Source organism: Acinetobacter lwoffii (assembly GCF_022967985.1).
Taxonomy (GTDB): Bacteria; Pseudomonadota; Gammaproteobacteria; order Pseudomonadales; family Moraxellaceae; genus Acinetobacter.
The window spans coordinates 22,261-29,175 of the sequence record NZ_JALJVC010000030.1; the positions used below are offsets into that span (position 1 = coordinate 22,261).

Annotated in this window: 5 protein-coding genes; 4 read left to right on the plus strand and 1 reads right to left on the minus strand. The window is 39.1% G+C overall.

The window, feature by feature from the left end:
- Window positions 1–210: 210 nt before the first annotated feature.
- Entirely contained in the window at window positions 211–1,035 is an 825-nt protein-coding gene (gene pcaU / locus MWG72_RS14480; protein ID WP_247144346.1) for an IclR family transcriptional regulator PcaU, read from the plus strand.
- A 137-nt stretch (window positions 1,036–1,172) separates the two neighbouring features.
- Here the strand turns inward: pcaU and pobA are convergent, their stop codons facing one another.
- Window positions 1,173–2,366 carry a 4-hydroxybenzoate 3-monooxygenase gene (gene pobA, locus MWG72_RS14485; protein ID WP_004892334.1) on the minus strand — a complete coding sequence of 398 codons (1,194 nt, stop codon included), beginning with the start codon at window positions 2,364–2,366 and terminating at the stop codon, window positions 1,173–1,175.
- Window positions 2,367–2,520: 154 nt separating this feature from the next.
- Between pobA and MWG72_RS14490 the strand changes: the two genes are divergently transcribed.
- The 3 genes from MWG72_RS14490 (at window position 2,521) to MWG72_RS14500 (ending at window position 6,433) form a co-directional block, all read left to right on the plus strand.
- Window positions 2,521–3,330 carry an IclR family transcriptional regulator domain-containing protein gene (locus MWG72_RS14490; RefSeq protein WP_247144347.1) on the plus strand — a complete coding sequence of 270 codons (810 nt, stop codon included), beginning with the start codon at window positions 2,521–2,523 and terminating at the stop codon, window positions 3,328–3,330.
- 413 nt (window positions 3,331–3,743) lie between these two features.
- Entirely contained in the window at window positions 3,744–5,093 is a 1,350-nt protein-coding gene (locus MWG72_RS14495; protein WP_163169456.1) for an MFS transporter, read from the plus strand.
- A 71-nt stretch (window positions 5,094–5,164) separates the two neighbouring features.
- Window positions 5,165–6,433, plus strand: coding sequence for an OprD family outer membrane porin (locus MWG72_RS14500; protein WP_247144348.1), 1,269 nt, complete (start codon window positions 5,165–5,167; stop codon window positions 6,431–6,433).
- Window positions 6,434–6,915: the final 482 nt, after the last annotated feature.

A 6,915-nucleotide genomic window follows, 5' to 3' on the forward strand; every position in this document is an offset into this window, starting at 1 on the left:
CGGAGAACAAATTCCAACCAAAATCCTTAGGATTCTGTGTGATCTATTCTTGATAAATTCCAAGCTTTCGACTACGGTTTAAAAATAGTTTTGTACGGTTTACATAATCATTGCACGATGATCGAACAAAAATTTTATTAATTTTCAGAATTGAATAAAGCAACTGTAAAAATAGTGAGTGAATTAATATATGAAGATTAAGGAATTGACATGACAAACAATAACGGTGCCCGCGATCAGCTGATCCAGAATCCTGAAAATAAAAAAATAATTCGTCATGAAGATTTTATTGCTGGAGTAAGTAAGGGGCTGGCGATTCTGGATTGCTTTGCCAATGATCGATATCGTTTAAACGTTAGTATGGCAGCTGAAAAGACAGGACTTACACGAGCTGCTGCACGTCGTCATTTACTGACACTGGAATATCTTGGTTATTTAGATTTTGATGGACATTTTTATTCTTTGAGTCCCAAAGTACTTAAATTTTCAGGGGCCTATCTGAGTGGAGCACAGTTACCCAAGATTGCTCAACCACTTCTTAATTTACTGACCCAGCAAACTTCATTAATTTACTCTGTGATGGTCTTGGATGGTTTTGAGGCGATTACCATCGCGCGTAGTGCCGCCCATCAACAAACTGATCGAGTCAATCCTTATGGCTTACATCTCGGTAATCGGTTACCCGCGCATGCTACTTCAGCAGGAAAAGTTTTATTGAGTTATTTAGGTCCTGAGTCACAGCAAGAATGGCTTGAGCAATATCCTTTAAAATCACTGACCAAATACACCTATACAGATAATCAGGCATTTTTAGCTCTATTACAGCAAATTCGTGCTGATGAATTTTGCTATTCAGCAGAAGAGCATGAACTTGGTGTTCATGCGCTCGCAGTTCCAATTTATAATCACCGTGCCGATGTGGTTGCTGCTTTAAATATCGTATCTCCTACTGGACGTACCAGTAAAGAATATTTACAACAGCATATTTTGCCTTTACTACAACAAACAGCGCGTGAATTCCGTCAATTTGTTTAAGCCATTTTCTAGATAGAATGTGAATGTTGTAAATGAATACCTTTTCTCTAAAATAAAAAAACACATCGAGCTCAAATGAACTCGATGTGTTTTGAATCTAGCGCAGATTTAAATAACAAAAGTCTTTAAATTTGCACTTAGCTCGCTTTTTGTAGCGGTAAGCCTACATAATTTTCAGCCAGTGTCGTCTGACCTGCTTCTGAACCTAAAATATAGCTTAATTCTGCTTGTTTGATTTTATGTTCAAACTCAGTTTCTGTTTCAAAACGATGAAGTAAATGTGTCATCCACCAAGAAAAACGTTCTGCTTTCCAGACACGTTTTAAACAGTTTTCCGAATAGCTATCAATGCCGGCTTCTGAACCATTGTCATAGTATTCAATCAAGGCTTTAGACAAGAATGCGATATCTGATGCAGCAAGATTAAGACCTTTGGCACCTGTTGGCGGAACAATATGCGCTGCATCCCCTGCCAGGAACAATTTCCCAAAACGCATTGGCTCGGTTACAAAACTACGCAGTGGTGCAATACTCTTTTCAATTGAAGGACCTGTGATCAGTTTTTCACGACTTTCAGGATCAAGACGCTTTTTCAGTTCTTCCCAGAATTGTTCATCTGACCAGTTTTCAACTTTGTCTGTTAATGGAACTTGCAGGTAGTAACGGCTGCGTGTGTTTGAACGCATACTGCAGAGTGCAAAACCACGCTCGGACTGTACATAAATCAACTCATCTGCTATTGGTGGTACATCTGCAAGTACACCCAACCAGCCAAATGGGTACACTTTTTCAAAGGTCTTGATTTTATCTTCAGGAACACTTGCACGGCATACACCATGGTAGCCATCACAACCTGCGATAAAATCACATTGAACTGTGACCTGACGGCCTTCATGTTCAAATGTCACCGAAGGCTGCTCACCATAAAATTCATGAACTTGTACATTACTTGCTTCGTAGAAAGACATTAATTGCGCTTCAATACGTGCTTGCATCAGGTCTTTGGTTACTTCAGTTTGACCATAAACAGTGACCTGCTTACCTCCGGTGAGTTGGGTTAGATCCACACGGTGTTTCTCACCATTGGTTAGAATTTCAATACCGTTATGTGGTAAGCCCTTTTCTCTGAGTTGAGCATCTACACCGGCTTCAGCCAAAAGGTCAACAGATACCTGCTCGAGAATACCAGCACGGATACGGCTTGCTACATACTCAGCACTACGCTGCTCAATTAAAATATGATCAATACCGGCTTTATAGAGTAATTGTCCAAGCAATAATCCTGCTGGACCTGAACCAATAATTGCGACTTTAGTATTTAAAATTTCCATATGCTAACAATTCCTTAATAGCCATCCTTTTTTACAAGCTAAGAAATTTTTATGTTTCTGCCTAGACTTTAGCCTCAATCCTTACCGAAATAGGTGACTTTTGTCCGATGATCGGACAAGATATTTAAGAAAATAACTAATGAGGGATATATAATTGCGCAAGGATTTAATTCTTAGTGAGAATAATAATGGGTCTATTCAATATGATGATTACATTGCAGGTCTAGCAAAAGGTTTAAGTTTGCTAGAATGCTTCGGTATTGAACGTCAAAAGCTCAATGTTACTCAGATTGCTGAACGTACCGGACTAAGCCGTACTGCGGCACGACGCTATGTCCGTACACTCAAATTTCTGGGTTATCTCGATACAGATGAACATTTTTACTGGCTAACCTATAAGGTGCTACGCTTTTCCAGTGCTTATCTCAGTTCTGCATATTTACCGAAAGTTGCCCAGCCCATGCTTAATCTCTTAAGCATAAAAACTGCTTTAAGCTATTCGGTGGCAGTGCTGGATGAGCATGAAGTCGTACCTGTCGCAAAAAGTATTGCTCCCCAAATTGATACCAGCAAACTTAGTCCGCTTGGTGTACATCTGGGGAATCGCCTGCCTGCTTATGCAACATCAACGGGTAAAATATTGCTTTCACGTTTAAGTTTTGAAGCCCAACAGCAATGGCTAGATAAATTCAACCTGAAAAGACTCACTCCTTACACGATTACGGATCCTCAAGTATTTTTAAAAATATTGCAGGAAGTGGGTCAGCTTGATTACTGTATTTCTACAGAAGAACATGAATTAGGAATCATTGCGATGGCCGTACCGATTTTAAATATGCAGGGAGATACTGTAGCTGCACTAAACTGTATAGGCTCAAGCAATCGGATTGATGCCAATTATTTAATACAAAATATCCTTCCATTGCTCAAACAAACTGCTCATGATTTGCGTGCCATACTTTGATGATATTGCATGATTTCTATACTCATTTATGTTTTATATGCTGAGTAATTGATCATGCATATTGTTTTTTACAAAATGAATGCCTGTATTCATACTTTTTAATTCCTAGTATTTCACTTGATTATTCAATGATTTCCTAGGATCTGTGGATCCAATTAATCCATAAAAACGATTAAAACATTTATTTTATGCTTGAATTTGGATCCAATAATGCTACATTTTGCATATCGCAGATTTGCTGATTAAAACTTCAGCAACAAAACATGGACGGGTTTTGGTGCGATGAACATATTAAAAACATTACTAGGATGACACCTAAGGGCTAGGTAGGGCTGATTAAATGAATCAATTATTGATATTCGTTGATAGGTTCATATCCCCGCGATAGGTGTCTAAATCCATGGAGAAAGTAAATGGTTCAGAACCCTCGTGAGGAAATGAATAACAAAACCATGAATAGATATCAGTGGTTTGTTATCGGTATCTGTGTTCTTTTAAATGTCATCGATGGCTTTGATGTGCTGGTGATGGCATTCACTGCATCATCGGTATCAGCTGAATGGGGACTTACAGGTGCGCAATTAGGTGCTTTATTAAGTGCTGGTCTATTTGGTATGGGGGCTGGTTCTTTATTCCTGGCACCTTGGGCAGACAAAATTGGTCGTCGCCCATTAATCCTGCTTTGTCTACTAATTAGTGGTGTCAGCATGATTGCTGCTTCACTAGTACAGAATGCAACTCAACTCGGTATTATGCGTTTTATTACTGGTCTGGGGATTGGTGGTATTTTAGCGAGCAGTAATGTGATTGCCAGTGAATATGCATCTTTACGCTGGAGAAGCTTGGCAGTAAGTTTGCAGTCCACTGGATATGCAATTGGTGCAACTATTGGTGGTATGATCGCAATTGCTTTGATCAGCCATTTCGGCTGGCGTTCTGTGTTCCTTGCAGGTGGCTTAACGACCATGTTAATGCTGGTGGTAGCATACTTCACTTTACCTGAATCACTTGACTACCTGCTGGTCAAACAGCCAAAAAATGCTTTGGATCGTATTAATCATCTCTGCCAACGTATTGGTTTAACTCGTATTCCTCAGCTTCCTGAAGTTATCCATAATACAGCACAGCCTAAAATAGGAATTGCCAAATTATTCACTGCCGGTCTTGGCTTACAAACTATTTTTCTTTGGTTAAGTTTCTTCTTCGTGATGTTTGGCTTCTACTTCGTAATGAGCTGGACACCAAAAATCTTGTCTGCAAATGGCATGACGACTGAACAAGCGGTGACTGCAGGTGTACTGATCAGTGCGGGAGGGATGTTTGGTGCAGCCCTAATTGGTCTCATCAGTGCACGTGTACGTATATTCTATGTGCAAGCTGCCTTCCTGGCATTAACCGCTATTTTAATTCTGCTCTTTGTGAATAGTACTAGCACACTTACCATTGCCTTTATCCTATCTGTTTTTCTGGGCGTATTGTCAAATGGCTGTGTGGCAGGTCTTTATGCTATGTCCCCATCAATTTATGAAGCAGATGTTCGTGCTACCGGTGTAGGTTCTGCAATTGGTTTTGGTCGTATTGGTGGAATTTTATCACCATTGGTTGCTGGTGCATTCTTAGACGGCGGTATTTCTTCCCTTACCCTGTATGGCTATTATGCGGGTGCTTTTGTTCTTGCGATTATGACTGTTCTAAGCCTGTCAAAATTACAAAATAAACACGCAGCTCAACTGAATTTCCAAAGCTCAACTGTAAGTTCATAACACTTTTATCGCTTCATTATGATGAGCTGAACATGAAGTTCAGCTCTATTTAAATATATAGGGACAATATTATGAGATTTTCTGCAATCTTTTTGGGGATACTTTCGCCTGTAGTTTTAGCTCCTGCGTTTGCAAACAGTTTTACTGATGATTCACAGATCACATTGACAGCACGTAATTTCTATTTTGATCGTGATTATAAGCGTGGAGATGATTTTCCAGCAGCACGTGACTGGGCACAGGGTTTTATCTTGAAAGCAAATTCTGGTTATACGCCAGGGGTTGTCGGATTTGGTGTAGATATTCTGGGCCTAGCAGGTTTTAACTTATTGGGTGATAGTGTCAATGAGTATGCTGCTTCAGGTTTATTACCTGTGGGCAAAGACAGAAAGCGTGCTGACCAATATGGTGAAATCCGTTGGACCGCCAAGGCAAAAGTACAGGACTCGACTTTACATGTAGGGACATTAACACCGATGTTTCCTGTATTATTTTCCAGCCCTGCCCGTCTATTTCAGCAGAACTATCGTGGTGCTCATCTCCAGTTTAATGAAATAGAAAACTTCAAGGTTCATGCCCTTTATACAGACCGTGTCAACCAGCGAGATTCTACTAACTATGAAAAAATTCGAGTAGGTAATCCTAATGGACGGTTCAACACTACTGCTGAATCTTCTGGCCTGCATATGTTAGGGGCTGAATATAAGGTAAATGATCAGATTGCGACACAAATTTTTCATGCAGACTTACATGATGTATATCAACAAAATTTCTTGGGTCTAAAAACCAAACATGATATTGGCATCGGTAATTTCCTATCTGATTTACGTTTGTTCATGAGTGAAGATTCAGGTGATGCCCTTGCAGGTGATATCGAGAACCAGCACTTCAGCGGGATCTTCGGTTTGAATCGTAGCAATCACACCTTTAGTCTTGGCTATATGCAATCGTTTGGTGATAATGCCCTACCTACATTAGCAGGGGCTGAACCTGCAGTATTCCTAGACAGTATGAGTGCTGACTTTACGAATATTAATGAAAAAGTCTACCACGTCCGTTATGACTACGATTTTAAAGACACGGCACTTAATGGTCTTAAATTTATGACCCGTTATAGTAAAGGAGTGGATATTGAAATTAGAAATCTATCGGGCGAAGAATTTGAACAAGATGCACTAGATTTCGATTTAAGCTATCGCATTCCAACAGGTAAGCTTGAAGGCTTAAACCTGCGCGCGCGTTACAGTCATTATCGTAATGATATGCCTGCACAAGGTATGGCTTTCCGTTCTGATAATGAAACTCGTGTAAATATTGATTACACTTGGAAATTTAAATAAATCTTAATTGATTTTGAAAAATAAAAGGTCTTGATCTGACACTACTCTTTTGAGTAGTGTCAGATCCTAGTTTACTTTTATTGAAATACATTAAAAACTAGATCAATTAAATTATTATTTTTGAGATGGTGACTGTTTAACTCACTAAAAATCTCCAATAAAATCTATATATTAAAAAATAATAAATTATAGATTTTTACCGCTTTTACCCCATCATCATGTCATAGGGCATATCCTCCCATAAATAACCGAAGTTATGAAAAGAGGTGGTAGGTTTAACTCATTATGTAAATACCTAATCTAACAGTATTCATTCTTTTTACATTTACCCATTTTTACCCATTGTTAGCAAAGAACCAGTCATCATGACACGGTCAAAACTATAAACATGCGCAAAAGGGCTTTCAACACATCGTCCAACTAATGGTAGATTATGATCAGGTTTACCAGCTCTAAGAACTACATCTGATGAACAAATTGAA

What these genes read in the sequence shown, in the direction of transcription:
- pcaU (WP_247144346.1), top strand. Translation starts at nt 211, where the DNA reads ATGACAAACAATAACGGTGCCCGCGATCAGCTGATCCAGAATCCTGAA.
- pobA (WP_004892334.1), bottom strand. Translation starts at nt 2,366, where the DNA reads ATGGAAATTTTAAATACTAAAGTCGCAATTATTGGTTCAGGTCCAGCA.
- MWG72_RS14495 (WP_163169456.1), top strand. Translation starts at nt 3,744, where the DNA reads ATGGTTCAGAACCCTCGTGAGGAAATGAATAACAAAACCATGAATAGA.
- MWG72_RS14500 (WP_247144348.1), top strand. Translation starts at nt 5,165, where the DNA reads ATGAGATTTTCTGCAATCTTTTTGGGGATACTTTCGCCTGTAGTTTTA.